At 39.6% G+C, this 17,757-nt stretch carries 14 protein-coding genes and 1 pseudogene; 12 read left to right on the top strand and 3 right to left on the bottom strand.

From position 1 onward, the window contains the following. The first annotated feature begins 27 nt into the window (after positions 1-27). The 9 genes and pseudogenes from VB715_RS13505 (at position 28) to VB715_RS13465 (ending at position 9,834) form a co-directional block, all read left to right on the top strand. Complete coding sequence (locus tag VB715_RS13505; RefSeq protein WP_323301744.1) at positions 28-1,377, top strand: OB-fold nucleic acid binding domain-containing protein; 1,350 nt, start codon at positions 28-30, stop codon at positions 1,375-1,377. A gap of 50 nt (positions 1,378-1,427) precedes the next feature. After that, a complete protein-coding gene (locus tag VB715_RS13500; protein WP_323301743.1) occupies positions 1,428-2,540 on the top strand; it encodes an AI-2E family transporter in 1,113 nt (370 codons plus the stop codon). 93 nt (positions 2,541-2,633) lie between these two features. Then, entirely contained in the window at positions 2,634-3,893 is a 1,260-nt protein-coding gene (locus VB715_RS13495; RefSeq protein ID WP_323301742.1) for a transposase, read from the top strand. Between the two features lie 204 nt (positions 3,894-4,097). Then, positions 4,098-5,249, top strand: a complete 1,152-nt coding sequence (locus tag VB715_RS13490) for a hypothetical protein (RefSeq protein WP_323301741.1) — start codon at positions 4,098-4,100, stop codon at positions 5,247-5,249. 6 nt (positions 5,250-5,255) lie between these two features. Beyond that, positions 5,256-6,248, top strand: coding sequence for a pentapeptide repeat-containing protein (locus VB715_RS13485; protein ID WP_323301740.1), 993 nt, complete (start codon positions 5,256-5,258; stop codon positions 6,246-6,248). A 44-nt stretch (positions 6,249-6,292) separates the two neighbouring features. Continuing rightward, positions 6,293-7,333 (top strand): UDP-3-O-(3-hydroxymyristoyl)glucosamine N-acyltransferase, encoded by a 1,041-nt coding sequence (gene lpxD, locus VB715_RS13480; protein WP_323301739.1) that lies wholly within the window; start codon positions 6,293-6,295, stop codon positions 7,331-7,333. An 81-nt stretch (positions 7,334-7,414) separates the two neighbouring features. After that, entirely contained in the window at positions 7,415-8,086 is a 672-nt protein-coding gene (locus VB715_RS13475) for a PEP-CTERM sorting domain-containing protein (protein WP_323301738.1), read from the top strand. Positions 8,087-8,158: 72 nt separating this feature from the next. After that, positions 8,159-8,464: pseudogene (locus VB715_RS13470) on the top strand (UDP-3-O-(3-hydroxymyristoyl)glucosamine N-acyltransferase); the annotation flags it as partial. 269 nt (positions 8,465-8,733) lie between these two features. Further along, positions 8,734-9,834: a glycosyltransferase family 4 protein gene (locus VB715_RS13465; RefSeq protein WP_323301737.1), complete on the top strand. Its 1,101-nt coding sequence runs from the start codon at positions 8,734-8,736 to the stop codon at positions 9,832-9,834. A gap of 42 nt (positions 9,835-9,876) precedes the next feature. Here the strand turns inward: VB715_RS13465 and VB715_RS13460 are convergent, their stop codons facing one another. Further along, a complete protein-coding gene (locus VB715_RS13460; protein ID WP_323301736.1) occupies positions 9,877-10,788 on the bottom strand; it encodes an alpha/beta hydrolase in 912 nt (303 codons plus the stop codon). Between the two features lie 56 nt (positions 10,789-10,844). After that, positions 10,845-11,231, bottom strand: a complete 387-nt coding sequence (locus VB715_RS13455) for a DUF1499 domain-containing protein (RefSeq protein ID WP_323301735.1) — start codon at positions 11,229-11,231, stop codon at positions 10,845-10,847. Positions 11,232-11,513: 282 nt separating this feature from the next. Between VB715_RS13455 and VB715_RS13450 the strand changes: the two genes are divergently transcribed. Then, a complete protein-coding gene (locus VB715_RS13450) occupies positions 11,514-13,745 on the top strand; it encodes a PBP1A family penicillin-binding protein (protein ID WP_323301734.1) in 2,232 nt (743 codons plus the stop codon). 46 nt (positions 13,746-13,791) lie between these two features. Here VB715_RS13450 and ppsA read toward each other — a convergent pair whose 3' ends face one another. Then, on the bottom strand, positions 13,792-16,278 hold the full coding sequence (ppsA, locus tag VB715_RS13445; RefSeq protein ID WP_323301733.1) for a phosphoenolpyruvate synthase: 2,487 nt from the start codon (positions 16,276-16,278) through the stop codon (positions 13,792-13,794). Between the two features lie 354 nt (positions 16,279-16,632). Here ppsA and VB715_RS13440 point away from each other — a divergent pair, with 354 nt between their 5' ends. Beyond that, positions 16,633-17,226 (top strand): Uma2 family endonuclease, encoded by a 594-nt coding sequence (locus tag VB715_RS13440; protein WP_323301732.1) that lies wholly within the window; start codon positions 16,633-16,635, stop codon positions 17,224-17,226. A 187-nt stretch (positions 17,227-17,413) separates the two neighbouring features. Then, positions 17,414-17,686, top strand: a complete 273-nt coding sequence (locus tag VB715_RS13435) for a hypothetical protein (protein WP_323301731.1) — start codon at positions 17,414-17,416, stop codon at positions 17,684-17,686. Positions 17,687-17,757: the final 71 nt, after the last annotated feature.

Here is a 17,757-nt window from a genome sequence, read left to right as displayed (position 1 = left end):
TATCAGGATATCATTCCGGTCAACATAATGGTTAAAATTATTGAGCGTCAGTCTTTAGGGATGCAAACGGTTTACGATATTGGGGTAGAAAATGACCATAATTTTCTCTTAGGGAATGGGTTAGTTGCCTCTAATTGTTTCAACAAATCCCATTCTACGGCCTATGCTTATGTTACCTATCAAACCGCTTATTTAAAGGCTAATTATCCCGTTGAATATATGACTGCTTTATTGACGGCCAGTAGTGACAATCAAGATAAGATCGAAAAATATCGAGAAAACTGTCAAAAAATGAAGATTGATGTGCAACCTCCCGACATCAATCGTTCTCAGAAAGATTTTACCCCCATCGGACGAAAAATTCTTTTTGGTTTATCGGCGGTGAGAAACTTAGGAGAAGGGGCGATTGAAAATATTCTGAAAGCAAGGGAAGAAGCCGCAGGAAATTTTGAATCTTTGGCAGATTTTTGTTCTCGTGTTGACTTACGGGCGGTCAATCGACGGGCCTTAGAAACCTTAATTTATTGTGGGGCATTTGATAAACTGAATGCCAATCGCAAGCAATTAATTAATGATGTAGAATTAGTAATTTCTTGGGCGCAGAAACGGGCTAAAGATAAAGAGAGTGGTCAGATGAATTTACTAGATTTACTAGGGAATGACTCATCAAATAATCAAGAGACTGAGCATCAATTTGATCAAGCTCCGAGTTCTCCCTCTGTGGCTGATTATTCTTTACAAGACAAATTAAAATTAGAAAAAGAACATCTCGGATTTTATGTATCTGAACATCCTTTAAAATCGATTAGTAAAGCGGCTCACATTTTATCGCCTATCAATTTAAGTGAATTGGGAGAACAGAAATCTCGCAAAAAAGTTAGTGCTGTTGTAATGATAAATACGGTCAAACAACATATCACTAAAAAAGGTGATCAAATGGCTTTTTTAACCCTAGAAGATGTGTCAGGACAGGTTGAAGGGGTTGTTTTTTCTGATGCGTATCAACAAATTAAGGATTTATTAATTGAAGACACTCACTTGATTATTTGGGGAAAAGTTGATCATCGAGATGAGAAAGTTCAGTTACTGATTGAAGATGCAGAAGTGGTTGAAAGTGTTAAAATGGTGATGATTAATTTAAGCTTAAAACAGGCAATGGATAATAGTTGTAATCATAGTCTAAAAGCAATCTTGCAGGAGTATTCTGGGGATAAAAATAAAGCTAAAACTCCAGTTATTGCCACTATAGGAAATGGTAAAAATAAACAATTAATTCGCTTTAATCAAAATTATTGGGTACAAAATTCAGAGACGGTAATTAATGCTTTAAACCAGGCTAATTTTCAGGCTTATTCGGCTCCTTTGGTTCCTCAGTAGTTAAAGGTCATCTAACTATTAACTGTCAACTGTCAACTATCAACTAACTTATGAATTCTTGGTTTTCTCGTTCCCAAAAAATCCTAATTACTTGGTTACTTATTTTAGTCACAGGTTGGCTAACGATCAAAACCTTAAGTTATGTGGGGGGATTAATTAGTTTGATCCTAACAGCTTCTTTAATTGCTTTTTTACTCAATTATGCTGTCCTTGCTCTTAAACCGATTATTCCTCGTTCATTGGCCGCTATTTTAGTCTATTTAGGGGCTATTTTTATCCTGGGATTGTTAGCCATAACCTTACTTCCTCCCGTGGCAAATCAAGCGAGACAATTAATTACTAAATTGCCCAGTTTATTAGAAGAAGGACAACAACAATTAGTCACTTTTCAAGCTTGGAGTGATACGCGGAATTTACCGGTTGATGTTGAATTTTTGACCTCACAATTGTTAACTCGTGTTGAAGATCAAGCCAAAAATATTGCTTCCACTGGATTTGGGTTAGTTGTTGGTACCTTTAATTGGTTTATTGACTTAGTTGTTTTGCTGGTTATTTCCTTTTATATGTTATTAGATGGTGAACGCTTATGGCGCGGGTTAACGAGCTTTTTTTCCCCAAGTATTCGCAGTGTTTTGACCAAAACTTTAGAAAAGAATTTACAACGCTTTTTCACGGGTCAATTATTGTTAGGATTATTTATGGCAATCAGTCTTACCATTGTCTTTAGTATTCTGAAAATTCCGTTTTTTCTCCTGTTTGCTATCTTCATTGGGGGGATGGAAATTATTCCTTTTATTGGAGCAACTTTAGGTATTGGAACTGTTGCGATTATTTTAACATTTATTGATTGGTGGTTAGCCTTACAAGTCTTAGCTATTGCTATAGGAATTCAACAAATTAAAGATAATTTAGTGGCCCCTAGAATCATGGGAAATTTAACGGGACTTCCTCCTGTGGTGATTTTTATTGCCTTACTATTAGGAGCAAAAATTGGTGGACTTTTAGGGGTTATTTTGGCCATTCCCTTAACGGGTGTGATTAAAGGTTTAGCAGAAATTATCGGTGATCCCACCTTACCCCCACAAACAGGTAGTTTGTTTCATAATCCATTTTCCCAAATCGTTGATCAAGAGGTTAATCAAATACCAGGAAATCAAGATTGACCGAAAAATCAGGGGTTCAAGCCCCGCCGTTTACGGCGCACAGTCTCAATATTTTATGTTATACTGAGTTTACGCTCACAAGTCTTGCGTCAAATGATAGTCTACGAGTTCAAAGTCAAAGGAAAAAAACATCAATACCAAGCTATCGATGAAGCCATAAAAACGGCTCAATTCGTTAGAAACAAATGCTTGCGTCATTGGATGGATAGTAAGAATGTTAGTCGTGCTGAGCTTTATCGGTACAATACAAAATTACGTTCTGAATTTCCCTTTGTTAAAGACTTGAACTCTCATGCAACTCAGGCTTCTGTTGAAAGAGGCTGGTCATCCATAGCTAGATTCTTTGATAATTGTAAGAAGCAAATTCCTGGGAAAAAAGTGGATTCGCAACTCGCCGTCGCACGGCGAGATTATGGAAACCAAGCAGGCTATCCATGTTTTAAGAAAAATGCTCGTTCAGTCGAGTATAAAACCAGTGGATGGAAACTTTTAGATCCTAAACATATAGAGTTTACTGATAAAAAAGGAATCGGAAAACTCAAGTTAATTGGGACTTGGGATTTGGCTTTTTACCCACAAAACAAGATTAAAAGAGTTAGGTTAGTGCGTAGAGCAGACGGTTATTACTGTCAATTCTGCATCTCTGTTGATGTAAGAGAAGAATTACCTCCAACCCAGAAAACCATTGGTTTAGATGTTGGTTTAAAGGAATTCTACACTGATTCAATGGGACAGACTGAACCTAACCCTAGATTTTATCGTCAAGGGGAAGAACGACTAAGATTTTATCAACATCGGGTTTCTCGTAAAAAGAAAGGCTCAATCAACCGAAAAAAAGCCATTAATAAGCTTGGTCGTAAACACCTTAAAATAATTAGGCAACGTGAAGAACACGCTAAGAGACTAGCCCGTTGCGTAATCCAATCTAACGATTTGGTCGCCTATGAAGATTTGAGGATTAAAAACTTAGTTAAAAACCATTGTTTAGCACCCCCCTCTGCCCCCCTTAGTAAGGGGGGTTGGGGGGTTGATGCTGGTTGGTATCAATTCAGAAAATGGTTAGAATATTTTGGGGTAAAAATGGGGAGGGTAACTGTTGCTGTTAACTCTGCATATACTTCTCAAAATTGCTCTAATTGTGGTGCTGTTGTTAAAAAATCCTTATCTACAAGAACCCATATTTGTGCTTGCGGGTGTCAATTAGATCGTGATGAAAACGCAGCTATTAATATTCTTAATCGAGCCTTGGGTACGACGGGTCACGTCGGAACCTGGATCTTAGATCCGAACGCTTCAGGAGATTTGTCCTCTACTGTTGTTGGTTCGTCCTGGGACAGCAAGACGGGTCGTTGATTGAAAATCCCCGTACCTTTAGGTCGGGGAGTGTCAAATCTGCCATTCCCATACAGGAGACGGGATAGCTAAAAATGTTAAGGTGAGACTAGAGCAGGGATTTATGGCCGTTGTCCGTTGAGGAGGTGTGGGGGGAATTTTTGTTCAGTGAAGTCTGATGACACCAGGATCAACTCCAGTATCTTTTCTATTTAAGAGGTAATTATGCAATTATCATCTGATTCATTTTACAAAGCTGTCCAATATCTCGACAATCATCCAGAGTCGATCAGAATTAAAAAATTAATTTTTTGTATTTGTAAACAATCTTGGGAAAATGATATCAATATTCTCAATAGTTTTCCCTTAGAAACTTTGATCAAAGAATTAATTCAAGAGCAAAAAACTGTTGAACAATTGACCCTATCTCTTTATAAACTGGTTAAAACCCTTAACCGTCCTAAAGTCTATGCCGGGGTTGCCAAAGCGATTATTGAGCAATTGGGCCCTATTTATCGGAACATGGCCAAACCCACAGAGGTCATGACTCTAGAACCTGAGCTACAAGGGGCTGAACAGACTCATGTTTCTGATGCTACCTTCCTCTTAGAACAGGCTCTGAGAAATTTAAATAGTCATCCAGAAACGGCAAGAATTCATAAATTAATTTATGCTATTGGTAAAAATAGTTGGGAAAATGACTTAAATCGGATTCAGCAATATGGTTTAAAAAACTTAATTGTGGAAATCTTAGAGATTTATCCTTCCAAAAAAGATCTAGAATTCGCCTTTTTACAATTAGTCGAAAATATTAATAAAAAGAATTTATATTTAGCCATCTCTAAAATTATTTTGAATCAAATTGGCGGATTATATGACAACTTACCAGGGGAAAATGATCCCATGTTGCCAGAGCAGTCCTCAAGCTATAGTACCCAAATTATTGCCATCAATACGACTCAAAATTATGCTAACCTCCAAACTTCCTCAGCATCAGCTTTTGAAACCTCTGTGATTGATATCACCTCAGAACAAATGGTCACTGAGTTAAAACAGGTACAAGCAGTCCCGCCGTCACCGTCAAAAACCTATGATATCTTTGAATTGCGCCTAGAAATCATGCAATATACCAACCCATTACGGGCTAAAATACTGTTATTCTCCCTACTGTTTCACCCTTGGGATCGCAGTGGACAGGATTGGTCAATGCTGAGAAGTTATACCCTCGATGATTTATTAGAACAAATCCTCCAAAGTGGCCGCCCCATGACAGATATTGAAGCCAAACTCTACCATGCCGCCAAATCTCTCAATGATCCCGACTCTCATCTCCAAACAGCCAGCACCATTGTGGAAGCGATTAAACCCTTCATTTAATTTATTATGAAAGCCAATGAACTTATTGAGCGTTATGCTGCGGGAGAAACCCTCTTTCATGGATTGAAATTACCAGGAATCAACTTAGTCGGGGCAGATTTAATCGGCATTATCCTCAATGAAGCAGATTTACATGGGGCTAATCTGCTTTTTGTTTACTTTAACCGCGCTAACCTGACTCAAGCAAATTTAGTAGGGGCAAATTTAAGCGGTGCCAATCTCAGTCAAGCGGATCTCAGTGGGGCTGACTTACGGAGTGCGACGTTACATGGGGCCCTCTTACAAGGGGCAAACCTTAGAGATACAGACATTACTCTAGCCAACTTTTTAGACGCAAATCTCATCTCGGCTGATTTACGGGGGGCTGACTTAAGCGGGGCCACCCTTACCGGATCTTGTTTTCGGGGGGCTAATATGCGTCAGGAAAAGAAGGGCTATTACACAAACTTACAAGCGGCTAATTTGGCCAGGGCCGATTTTCAAGGGGCAAATATGAAAGGGGTTGATCTCAGTCGCGCTAACCTGGTTGGGGCTAATCTGAAAGAAGTAAATTTGCGGGATGCGGATTTACGCAAGGCAGATTTAACTAATGCTAATCTCAAAGGGGCCTTGCTCACCGATGCCAATTTAACCGGGGCTAAACTCACCGATGCTAACTTAACCAATGCTAACTTAGTGCGGGCCCAACTTTCCCAAGCAGAATTAGCTGGAATTAATGCTAAGGGGGCTGTGATGACTCATGCGGTGCTAAATCGTGCTAATCTCAATCAGGCTAATTTAAGCTTAACTCGGATGAATCATGCGGATTTGAGTCGGGCTAATTTATCTGGGGCGAATTTAAGTGAGGCCGATCTCGTGGAAGCCTTTTTTGCTAGAGCAAATCTGATGGGAGCTAATCTGACTAATGCTAATTTAACTAGGGCAGAATTAATGAGTGCTAATCTGGCCGGGGTGATTTTACGCGGGGCCACCATGCCTGATGGGAAAGTTCATAAGTAATAAGTAATAATTAATAAATACCAAGGTAACAAGCTTTAATTACTATGAAATTTCAGGAAATTGTTGACAGTTTACATCCGTTAGTAACTGAACATAGTTTGACGACGAATAGTGAGAATAACCCAGAAATTACTGGAGTCGCTGCGGTGAATGAAGCAGTAACAGGAAACCTCAGCTACATTGAAGGGCCAAAGTTTGCCGCGATGATCGGAAAAACCGCCGCCAGTGCCTTGATTTTGCCCCATGATGAGGCTTTACAACAACAAGCAACACAATTCGGTATTGCTTGGTTAACTACCCCAGAACCCCGTTTAACCTTCGCTCACGCTATTAAATTATTTTATCGTCCCTTCCATCCTGCCCCTGGTATTCATCCCACGGCAGTCATTGATCCCACGGCAAAAATTGGTCAAGATGTGTTTATTGGCCCCCATGTAGTAATTCAAGAGGGTGTAACCATTGGCGATCGCGTTTGTCTGCATGGCAATGTGGTCATCTATCCTGATGTAACCATTGGCGATCGCACGATTCTTCATGCTAATTGTACCATCCATGAACGGGCCCAAATTGGATCTGGTTGCACGATTCACAGTGGGGCAGTAATTGGCTCAGAAGGGTTTGGCTTTGTTCCGACTCCTGATGGTTGGTTTAAGATGGAACAATCAGGCTATGTCATCTTAGAGGATGGGGTAGAAATTGGCTGTAATAGTGCAGTTGATCGCCCGGCGGTGGGAACGACGCGCATTGGACGTAATAGCAAGCTGGATAATTTGGTTCATATTGCCCATAACTGCCAAATTGATGAAAATTGTGTCATGGCGGCCCAAGTGGGGTTAGCAGGAGGCGTAACCCTCGGTAAACGGGTGATTTTGGCGGGACAGGTAGGGGTTGCCAATCAAGCTAGAATTGGGGATGGGGCGATCGCTACGGCGCAAACAGGTATTCCCAATGATGTTGCTGCTGGTGAAATTGTCTCTAGTAGTCCGGCAGTTCCTAACAAATTATATTTAAAAGTGTCTGCTATTTATAAGCGGCTTCCTGAGATGTATCAAACCTTAAAAAGTTTACAAAAGAAATTGGAATAAAATAACTCCTCCGAACTCCTAAAATCGAACTTAGGTTGAATGAGCTATAGTAGGGTTGAATCTTAATTTTAAAGGAAGCTAATGATTAATCAAATTTCACTAACTATGGCCACTTTTGCTCTCAGTGTAGGGATACTTAATGTTAATCCATCGTATGCCGCAAAAATAGAATATGATTTAAAATTTTTTGATGACTCTGGCAACCAATTAGGTTCTGGTGGGTTTAGTTACGATTCAAATACGACTTTTTGTGCTCCTGCTAATGATCCATCTTCTTGTGCCTACTTGGAATATATACCCATAGAAACTCTGATCGAAAATGGAGAAGCTACCGCATCCGAGGGTAAATTAATTAGTTTTGATGCCAAAATACAAGGACATGAGTGGGTATATGATTTGGGAGAAAAGGCAGATATCTGGTGGGATACAGAATTCAATATCCCTAGGCAAATATCTCACAACAAAGTATCAGGTCTGTATGGTTATCTAGAGAACTTTTGGTCATTCGGTGATAGATATGGCTACGAGGATGGGATTGTCTTATATATTTGGAGCGATGGGTCATGGCGTCAATCCTTAAATTTTTATCCAGATCCTCCTCAGGATGGAGGTACTTGGACAGCAACAAAGAAACCGGTTCCAGAGCCTCTGACTTTTCTCGGTGCAGGAATAGCTCTGGGGTTTGGAGGTTTTTTTAGGAGGGAACTCTCGAAAAAGAAACAAAAAAAAATAAGCCCAACTGACTTAACCTGACAATCTGAGTTCGACGAAACTAGGTTATGGTGAAATTGGCGATTGTATTAAGTGCCTAAACAAAATTAATTGCACTGCCAAATTGATGAAAATTGTGTCATGGCGGCCCAAGTCGGGTTAGCAGGGGGCGTAACCCTCGGTAAACGGGTGATTTTGGCGGGACAGGTAGGGGTTGCCAATCAAGCTAAAATTGGAGACGGGGCGATCGCTACGGCTCAAACAGGTATTCCCAATGATGTTGCTGCTGGTGAAATTGTCTCTAGTAGTCCAGCAGTTCCTAATAAATTATATTTAAAAGTATCTGCTATTTATAAGCGGCTTCCTGAGATGTATCAAACCTTAAAAAGTTTACAAAAGAAATTGGAAGAAAGGGAATAGGATTAAATATCATTGAGTTTAACCCTGAAAGGTTAAGTTAGACAAACAAAGCCTGTTTTCCCAGGCTTATAATTAGGCTGTGTAGACAGTCTTTGTTTTTATAGCATAAGGCTTGAGCCTGTATACAAGTATTAATTCTACTATTTTTTATGCTTCAGTTACACAAAATCAAGGATTTTTTATTTATAAAATTCATTTGACAAAATGTTGAAATTACGTATAAAATATTTCCATTATAATTTTTTCTGATGATCAAATAATCAAATAATATGAACTGGGACAATGACTCAATTGTAATTTATGCTAATTTTCCATTTCATGTAGAAGATTGGTCGCCGTTATCTGTAAATAAAGGTGTTGGAGGAAGCGAGGAAGCGGTAATTTACTTAAGTCAAGAATTAGTTAAGTTAGGCTATCAGGTTACTATTTTTAATAGATGCGGTGAGATGGAAGGGAAATATAATGGTGTAGTTTATCAGTCTGCTGATAAATTTAATCCCCAAGATAACTTTAATGTCTTAATCTTTCATCGTGCTTGGATACAACCAATGCAAATGAAAGTTAAAGCCAGAAAAACTGCTGTCTGGATGCACGACAACCCTCAATTATTTTCTCCAGTAGAAGATTCTCAGAAATCAGAATTTTTAGCCAGTTTTGACAAGTTATTTATGCTTTCAAATTTCCAGACATCTCTTCTCCCAGAATGGATTCCTGAAGACAAGATATTTTTAACAACTAATGGTATTAATCTAGAAGATTTTAGTTTAACAGGAATTACTAGGAATCCCAAGAGACTAATTTCGATTAGTGATTATACAAGAGGAATTGAACATTTACTAAATCAATGGGATAGGGTTCTCCAAGAAGTGCCAGATGTTGAATTACATATTTTTTATGGTTGGCAAGGAATTGATGCTTTAATCAATTCACCTTATATTGAGAGGTTTCCACAATTACCAGATAAAAAGAAACGAATTTTACAACTTTTTGAGCATAAAAATGTCTATGAACATGGCAGAATTGGACACAAGGAGTTAGTTAAAGAATTATTTCAATCGGGAATCTGGGTTTATCCTTGTCATACGGCTGCGGAAACTTTCTGTATTAGTGCTTGGAAAGCGCAAGCTGCTGGTTGTGTTCCTGTGGTGACAACTTGTGCAGCTTTAGATGAAACTGTGAAATCAGGTATCAGAATTAAGGGGCCTGCTGGCGATGAAGAAACTAATAATGCTTTTATTGAAGCAGTGATAGACTTGCTAAAAAATCCTGAGAAACAAGAATCTTTAAGACGGGAAGCATTAGCTCTTAAAGATTCATTTGGTTGGGATAAAGTCGCTCAACAATGGCATGAGAAATTTATATCCACTTGATAAGGATAAATGTAGGTTGGGCCGAGGTTTTCATCATCAAACTTACCAACTAAAAAAGATTTTTAACACATTTTCCAGACGACCTGACCAAGATTCTTCACTATGTTGACCGATTCCATCTTCAACAATAAATAGGTTTTCATTGTATCGATAACCAAAGTCTCGCAGCAATAAATCTCGCATTTCTCGACCCCTTGCTGTGGCTCTTTCTTCAATAAAAGAATTGTGAAATCCTCCCTCACGAATTAATCCCCAATCTAAATAAATTTTAGGTTGTAAACTGATATCTTTTAAAGTATTAGAACCTTCTAGAAGTAAGGCAGAATATTCAAGAGATCCTAAAAATCCTCCTGATAATTCTAATAGAGAAAAATCAATTGTAGAATCTAATCCTACCCAAAAAGAGGGAGAAAGAGCCGCCACACAACGGAATTTTTCAGGATATCTAGTCGCGGTATAAAAAGCAGCTAATCCTCCATGAGATGACCCTAATAACATTGAATTATAGGGATCAGGAAGGGTTCTATAATTAGAATCAACAAACCCTTTTACTGACTCAGCAACATAGTTAGAATAATGCTCTAATCCTCCCCATTCTGAACCCCAAACAGGAGCGTGAGTGTATTCGTAATCGCGGTTAATAGGACAAATAGCAACCACAATCACTTTACGAATTTGATTGCCTAAATATAGTCTGGTTAAAATTCCTGACACATTCCAAGTTTTATGATAAGCACCCCCAGGAAAAAAAGCAGTATCCCCATCATTCATATAAATAACGGGATAGTGTTCATGGCTATATTCATAGTTTCTTGGTAAGAAAATATGAATTCTACGTGGTTGCTTATTGGGGCCACCAACTTTAAAATTATCATAAGTATGAAAGTAACCGGCCCAATGTCCTCGGTCATGATACCAAGCGTCTTGTCCACCTTTTGTAAATTGTTCAGCCATGGGTTATGTCAGTTATCAATTTTTGAATTTTTTACCAATCTTACCATTATTTAAGGTTAGTTTTGGGCTTGCATTTTAGCACGGATTTCTTCAACTCGTTTGCGGTTAAGTCCCAAATCAGATTTTCCAAGACGAGAAGCTGAGCGGACATGAATGACATTTTCCTTGGGATCAAGATAAAATTCAACATCATCAACATATCCCATTAATGGGGTTTTAAATTCAGCATAAAGGTAGTTATCAGTTGCTTCAATAATGGTAGTTCTTTCCATACTTTCAACAATTTTTTTTAATTCGGAAATTGCCAGAGAGGGAAGGGGAGCAATTTTTGATTGAGTATCTGAACTCTGACTATTGACACAATTAGGGGTTCCTGGACAAGCGGTCAATTTACTATCTTTAACACCTAAATTATTGGGTCTGGTTCCTGAAAAATTAAACATGATTGTATCTGCTTGTATTCTCAAAAGTCGTCACAGGTCATCTTAAATTCTTCATTTTTTGAAAATGAAGATAATAGATACACCGCAACTGTGCCTTCTTAGTTTATCAAATGATTGACTCATAGACCTCTTGTAAAAGAGACTTTGGCAAAAAGTAGAGAATAGGGAACAACATTGATGGTGATACTGAAGAAATTGAGGAAACACCTGAAAGCCTTGCCATCGTCTCTATAATAGGTAAGCTAGAATACGCATTAACAAGCGATCGCCGATTCCAAACCTATGACTCAAAAGCCACCCCTAAGTCAAATATTAACCCAAGCGGTTCAACAAATAGCAAAGGCAAACCTTGGCCCATCAGTGCTGAAAAAAGGGGCAAAAGTGCCAGAATTAAGGGTAAAAGAAGACGAAAAAGAAGAAGCGAAAACCTATCCTTTAATTGGCGATCGCTATATCATCGGACGCAGTTCGAGATCCTGTGATATCAAGATACTAAACCCCGTTGTTAGTCAAGTTCATTGTTCCCTGCACCGCGATCAAAAGAACCCTCGTCACTTCATCCTCAAAGACGAAAACTCTACCAATGGAGTTTATGTCAAACGAAAACGACTAGATAATTTACCCCTGCGTCATGGGGACATTATCACCTTGGGCCCCCCAGAATTAACTCATGCAGCCACCCTAACCTATCATAATCCCCCGCCAACATGGATGGTTTGGTTGAGATACGGACTCTATGGCACTGGATCACTCTTAACTTTACTCATTGTCTGGTTGATCTGGGAAACCAGTAAAATTGCTGTGCGTCCCCTACCTTCTGGAGTTAGTGGCCCCGTTGTCGTTTATGCAAGGGATCAAGAAACCCCCCTAAACCCCATTAGTAGCGATACTCACCAAGAAATTAAGAATTTAAAAGATTTTTCTCCCTATTTAAGCAAAGCTGTGATTGCTTCCGAAGATAGCCGCTTTTATTGGCATTTTGGGGTTGATCCCTATGGTATTGTTCGGGCCTTAGTCATTAATCTAAAAGATGATGGTATTCGTCAAGGGGCCAGTACCTTAACCCAACAGTTGGCCCGTAGTTTGTTCCCCGAAGTGGGACGACAAAACACCGCAGGGCGCAAATTAAGGGAAATGATCGTCGCTGTCAAATTAGAAGCGGTTTATAGCAAAGATTTTATCTTGAAAACCTATCTCAACCGTGTCTATTTAGGGGTAGGAAGCTATGGGTTTGAAGATGCGGCCCAATTCTATTTTGACAAATCTGCCACTAAACTGAATATTTCTGAAGCAGCGACCTTAGTGGCCATGTTACCGGCCCCTAATTTATATAACCCCGTCCAAGACTATGATACCGCCGTACAATTACGAAATCGAGTGATTAGTCGCATGACCGCTTTAGGGATGATCTCCCCAGAAGAAGCGGCCCGGGCCCGGCGATCGCGTATTGATATTAGTCCCAAGGCCCGAAAAGCCCTCGCTAACAGCATTGCACCCTATTTCTATGGTTATGTTTTTGAAGAGTTACAGGACTTATTAGGGGATGAAGTGGCCAAAGAAGGTAACTTTATTGTAGAAACTGGCCTTGATATTAAACAACAAGCTAAAGCCGAAAAAAACTTAGGGGAAACAGTAAAAACCCAAGGGCCTAATTATGGCTTTTCTCAGGGGGCCATGGTAACTTTAGACACCAAAACAGGAGAAATATTGGCTTTAGTGGGGGGAACAGACTATAAACAAAGCCAGTTTAACCGGGCCACCCAAGCAAAACGCCAACCAGGTTCAACTTTTAAAGTGTTTGCCTATGCTGCGGCTTTAGAACAGGGGATCTCCCCAGGCAAGTCCTATTCTTGTGGGGGAATACGTTGGCAAGGACAAGCTTATAAACCCTGTGAAAGAAGTAGCGGGGCCGCGGATATGTATCGGGGTTTGGCCCAGTCTGAGAATACTATTGCGCTCCAGGTGGCGCGAGAAGTGGGGTTAAACCGTGTGGTAGAGATGGCCCGACGGTTGGGGGTGAAATCTGAGTTAAAGGCGGTTCCTGGCTTAGTTTTAGGGCAAAGTGAGGTAACGGTCTTAGAAATGACCGGGGCCTATGCTGCTTTTGCTAATGATGGGGTTTGGAACCGTCCCCATGCTATTCGTCGTATTTTAGATGGCAGTGACTGCACAGATAAGAATAATTGGCAAACTTGTCGAGAAATTTATACCTTTGACCACGATAATAGCGCGACGCAACAAGCTATGTCTCCCCCAGTGGCTCAAACCATGACCACCATGTTACGGGGTGTCGTTAGCAGTGGCACGGGGCGATCGGCTAGTATTGGATTGGGGGAAGCGGGAAAGACAGGAACCACTAATAAAGCGGTGGATCTCTGGTTTGTGGGCTATATTCCCAGTCGTCAGGTGGCTACGGGTATTTGGTTGGGTAATGATGATAATTCGGCAACTAGGGGAAGTAGTGGTCAAGCAGCCGCTTTGTGGGGTAGTTATATGAAGGAATTACCGGATTAGGGATAACAAGGGAAGTGGTTAACTTCCCCCATAAATTCAACAACTTTTAACCCTTTTCAACCTCTGCTACCATTAACAAAGTTTTCAACACAGAATCAGGGTTTAAACTCATGGAATCAATGCCTAATTCTACTAAGAATTGAGCAAACTCAGGATAGTCACTCGGCCCCTGGCCACATATCCCAATTTTACGCCCTTTTTCTTTAGCCGTTTGTATGGCTGATTTAACCATTCGTTTGACGGCTTCATTCCTTTCATCAAACAATTGAGAAACTAAGGCAGAATCCCGATCTAACCCTAATGTAAGCTGGGTTAAATCATTAGAACCGATGGAAAAACCGTCAAAGATTTCAGCAAATTGATCTGCTAAAATGACGTTACTCGGTAACTCACACATTACATAAACTTGCAACCCATTAACCCCTTGTTTAAGGTCATGTTTTGCCATTTCTTCGATTACTTTTTTGCCTTCTTCTGGGGTGCGACAAAAGGGAATCATGGGGATAACATTGACTAATCCCATATCATCTCTTACGGTTTTCATGGCCTGACATTCTAATGCAAATGCCTCCCGATACATGGGATCATAATAACGAGAAGCCCCCCGCCACCCAATCATGGGATTATCTTCTTTTGGTTCAAATTGTTGTCCTCCTAATAAGTTAGCATACTCATTAGATTTGAAATCAGACATCCGTACAATCACAGGTTTGGGATAAAATGCGGCGGCAATTGTAGCAATACCCCGCGCTAATTTATCGACGAAAAATTGTGGCTTATTGTCATAGCGTTTGGTTAATTCAGTGACTTGTTCTTTAACATCTTCATCCTCTAATTCATCAAATTTCATCAAAGCTAAAGGATGGGCTTTAATATGATTGGCTATGATAAACTCTAGACGAGCTAAACCTACACCGTCACAAGGAATTCCTGCTAAAGAAAATGCTTGTTCTGGGTTGCCCACATTCATCAAAATTTGGGTGCGAGTGGTGGGTAAATTATCCAAAGGGGTTTCTTGAATTTCAAAGGGCAATAATCCCTCATAAACCTTTCCTTCGTCTCCTTCTGAACAAGAAACAGTAATTTCTTGACGGGTTTTGATTTTATCCGTCGCATCACCACATCCCACAATAGCCGGAATTCCCATTTCACGGGCTATGATAGCGGCGTGACAGGTTCTACCCCCCTGATTAGTCACGATCGCACTGGCCTTTTTCATAATCGGTTCCCAGTCAGGATCGGTACGATTAGTAACAAGGACTTCCCCTGGTTTAAATTGTTCAATTTTGCTGGCTTCTAAGATAACACGGGCTTTCCCTTGGCCGATCGCCGCCCCCACACTGCGCCCAATGGCGATCACGTTACTATGGTCTTTTAATTGGTAATTTTTCAGGATATTTGCCGCTTTTTGGGATTGTACGGTTTCAGGACGGGCCTGGACGATGTAGAGTTCTCCCGTGCGGCCATCTTTGGCCCATTCAATATCCATCGGGGTATAAATTCCCCTGACTTGGGAATAATGATCTTCAATGATACAAGCCCATTTACCAAGTTTTAAAATTTCCTCATCAGTTAAACAAAATTGCTCTTGATCCTGGGGCAAAACTTCTACATTTTTTGTCAGCTTGGTTCCTCCCGTATCGTAGACCATTTTAATAGCTTTTGTGCCAATTCGTTTTTCTAAAATGGGACGAAAACCTTGTTTTAAAGTTGGTTTGAAGACATAATATTCATCGGGGTTAACCGATCCTTGAACCACATTTTCTCCTAACCCGTAAGCTGCGGTAATTAGGGCAGCATTTTTAAACCCAGTTTCCGTATCAATAGAAAACATGACTCCTGCTGAAGCTAAATCTGATCTCACCATCTTTTGAACTCCCACAGAAAGGGCAACTTCAAAGTGATCAAAATGTTTATTTTGACGATAAGAAATAGCCCGATCTGTAAACAACGAAGCAAAACATTTATGACAAGCTTCTAAGACTCCTTTTACACTATGAATATTGAGGTAACTTTCTTGTTGTCCGGCAAAACTCGCTTCTGGTAAATCTTCGGCCGTAGCACTGGAACGCACGGCAACATCAAGGTTTTGGGTTTCAATTTCACATTCTTCGCGGTATTTAGCATTTAACTGACTACAGTCATTACGATAGCGATCGCATAATTTTTTGTAAGCTTCTGTGATCGCTTTTTGTAAATCCAGAGGAAAGGGAGTATTTAAAATTAAGGAACGAGCTAATTGCCCTCTTTCCTGTAAATTGGTCACATCATTAACATCTAAATCCGCAAACAAATCCCTTAATCTTGACTCTAAACCAGCAGATTTTATAAAATAACGATAGGCATAAGCGGTTGTTGCAAATCCCGTGGGAACGTTCACTCCTTTCGATTGCAATTGTTGGATCATTTCACCAAGGGATGAATTTTTTCCCCCTACTAAACCCACGTCATGAGTACCAACTTCTTCAAACCAAAGAATAAATGTCGTTTCTCTGTTAGTTGTTGAAGTGATTTCAGAGTTGACAGTTACCATAAATATTTGACCCTAATTCTTATCTCTATTTTAACGAGTTTTTACCCTAATCGTTATCTTGTTAATTTTTGTCAATATAATATATTTAGTGTTGACAATTTTCCAGAAATATACTATATATGATCTTAAGAAAATTTGAGAGAACAGACAGTAACTATCTGAATCACAGCAAAAGCGTTTAGTTGAAATTCTGGAAATAGCAGAATTAGATGATAACTTAAGTCAACTTCTCCATGAAATTGACAAAAAACTTAGTCAAAAATCGAATCTCTTAGATGCAGCAAGTCTTGCTGAATATGAAAATCAAAGAGCAAAAATCAGGAAATCATTAGTCAGTGAGATCCATTAAAAATTATGATTACAGTCACCCGTAAACGATTTACGATAGAAGAATATCATCGATTAGGGGAATTAGGGTTTTTTCACGAAGAAGAACAAGTGGAGTTAATTCGGGGAGAAATTATTACCATGCCAACGAAAAAAACTCCTCACTCAGTTTGTAATACCCGTTTAATCACTCAATTAGTTCTACTTTTAGGAGAAAAAGTGACGATTAGGGGTCAAGAACCCATTATTATTGCTCCTGATAGTGAACCCCAACCTGATGTGGTGATTGCCATTAATAAACCTGATGACTATCTATCTTCTCACCCTTGTCCTGAAGATATTTTATTGCTCATCGAAATTTCAGACTCGACTTTAAAATATGATAAAAAAACTAAATTACCCCTATATAGTGAAGCCAGAATTCAAAATTATTGGATAATCAATTTAGTTGATAATTATCTAGAAACCTATCAACAACCTTTTCAAGACTTACAAGGTAACTTTAATTATAGAAATAAACTAATTATCCTACCCGATACTACGGTTGCAATTCCAGAGTTTCTCGATCTATATTTAGAATTAAATAGGATATTTCCTAGCAGATCTCAGCAAAGTTCCTGACATCGAAATTAGAAACCTGTCCCCCTAAGCTGTGACTGGATTATATATTCTTGGAGATGTCTAATAAACAAGGGACAAATTATTGAGAAATGTTACAGGCGATCGCTGATCAGAAAGGTATTTTTGAGCTACTCTCTAAACTGTAAGCCTTTCAGAGATTAGGTCCCTCAATCAACCTTCCCTTGTTATGAAACTTTTTAAACCACAGCGATGGCTAAATATCGCGATCGCCCTGCTGCTTCTAACCTTCTTGGCCTTCTGCGAGAAACTGCTCAAAGAAGATCCCGAATACTTTGTGTTTAACGGTGCCTCAAAAGCTCTGGCGACCCAATCGCCCCTTCGTGCCAAAGTCGGTGAAACGATTCGCATTTTCTTTGGTGTTGGGGGACCGAACTATATTTCATCCCACATTCCGCACATCTTTCGTCCCAAAAAAGATTATGGCTTGGAACCCCGCTAGAACTCAGTGGGCAAACAAATGAACTTATGACGGGGTTGCAAGACATAATCTCAACCTGACTTGATTAAAGC

The sequence above is a fragment of the Crocosphaera sp. UHCC 0190 genome (genome assembly GCF_034932065.1).
Lineage (GTDB): Bacteria > Cyanobacteriota > Cyanobacteriia > Cyanobacteriales > Microcystaceae > UHCC-0190.
The sequence above is the reverse complement of the archived record's forward strand: the minus strand, read 5'-3'. Positions and strand labels throughout refer to the sequence as shown.

Coding starts and splice junctions, on each gene's coding strand:
- lpxD (WP_323301739.1), top strand. CDS start 6,293: ATGAAATTTCAGGAAATTGTTGACAGTTTACATCCGTTAGTAACTGAA.
- VB715_RS13485 (WP_323301740.1), top strand. CDS start 5,256: ATGAAAGCCAATGAACTTATTGAGCGTTATGCTGCGGGAGAAACCCTC.
- VB715_RS13500 (WP_323301743.1), top strand. CDS start 1,428: ATGAATTCTTGGTTTTCTCGTTCCCAAAAAATCCTAATTACTTGGTTA.
- VB715_RS13495 (WP_323301742.1), top strand. CDS start 2,634: ATGATAGTCTACGAGTTCAAAGTCAAAGGAAAAAAACATCAATACCAA.
- VB715_RS13465 (WP_323301737.1), top strand. CDS start 8,734: ATGAACTGGGACAATGACTCAATTGTAATTTATGCTAATTTTCCATTT.
- VB715_RS13490 (WP_323301741.1), top strand. CDS start 4,098: ATGCAATTATCATCTGATTCATTTTACAAAGCTGTCCAATATCTCGAC.
- ppsA (WP_323301733.1), bottom strand. CDS start 16,278: ATGGTAACTGTCAACTCTGAAATCACTTCAACAACTAACAGAGAAACG.
- VB715_RS13435 (WP_323301731.1), top strand. CDS start 17,414: ATGAAACTTTTTAAACCACAGCGATGGCTAAATATCGCGATCGCCCTG.
- VB715_RS13505 (WP_323301744.1), top strand. CDS start 28: ATGGTTAAAATTATTGAGCGTCAGTCTTTAGGGATGCAAACGGTTTAC.
- VB715_RS13475 (WP_323301738.1), top strand. CDS start 7,415: ATGATTAATCAAATTTCACTAACTATGGCCACTTTTGCTCTCAGTGTA.
- VB715_RS13460 (WP_323301736.1), bottom strand. CDS start 10,788: ATGGCTGAACAATTTACAAAAGGTGGACAAGACGCTTGGTATCATGAC.
- VB715_RS13450 (WP_323301734.1), top strand. CDS start 11,514: ATGACTCAAAAGCCACCCCTAAGTCAAATATTAACCCAAGCGGTTCAA.
- VB715_RS13455 (WP_323301735.1), bottom strand. CDS start 11,231: ATGTTTAATTTTTCAGGAACCAGACCCAATAATTTAGGTGTTAAAGAT.
- VB715_RS13440 (WP_323301732.1), top strand. CDS start 16,633: ATGATTACAGTCACCCGTAAACGATTTACGATAGAAGAATATCATCGA.